This is a genomic window from Dellaglioa sp. CoH-57-MRSF-22 (assembly GCF_056781895.1).
In genome coordinates this window covers 1-493 of sequence record NZ_JBXAXT010000070.1, presented here as the reverse complement: position 1 = coordinate 493, position 493 = coordinate 1, and the positions used below count along the sequence as shown (strand labels likewise).

At 60.9% G+C, this 493-nt stretch carries 1 protein-coding gene; it reads left to right on the top strand.

All coding sequences use genetic code 11. The annotated features are described in order from the left end of the window. Positions 1 to 191 precede the first annotated feature (191 nt). The coding region (locus tag AC1RPR_RS08195) for a hypothetical protein (protein ID WP_481763468.1) at positions 192 to 493 on the top strand (302 nt) is incomplete at its 3' end.

Sequence of the window (493 nt, the reverse complement as noted above, 5' to 3'; positions counted from 1 at the left end):
ACGCTAAGGAGTACGGACCGGGCGCAAGCGGTACTGGCGTTCGAGGACGGAATGCACCTGCCCCAACCCACAAGAGTGCCCCGCGACCTGATTCAACCATACACCATCGAGCGGAACGCCCATCTCGGGCCGGTCCCCCGGGAGGTGGCGTAGCACCCTATTCACCGCGCGACAGTAAAGCCGCACAGGCTATGGCGACACTGCCACGCGCGCTTCAAGAGTTCGTGGCAAACGGGGAAACGAGTCCCGGCTCCGAGTCCCGTAGCCATGCAGGCGGCCGACTGAAGGCAGGCAGTGGCACACTGGCCAAGTCCATTCTGCACGATGTGCCGGGTGCTTTGGAGAAGATGGGTTTGCTACAACAGCTTGTTGGGGAGAACGCAGATGGCGATGCCCGTGACAAAGTAGAAGCCCTGATCGAAGAGTTGCTGAATACCTCGTCCATGCGCGAGGCTATAGAGAAGCTGGGACCTGCTGGTGCCCTTCTGTTCAC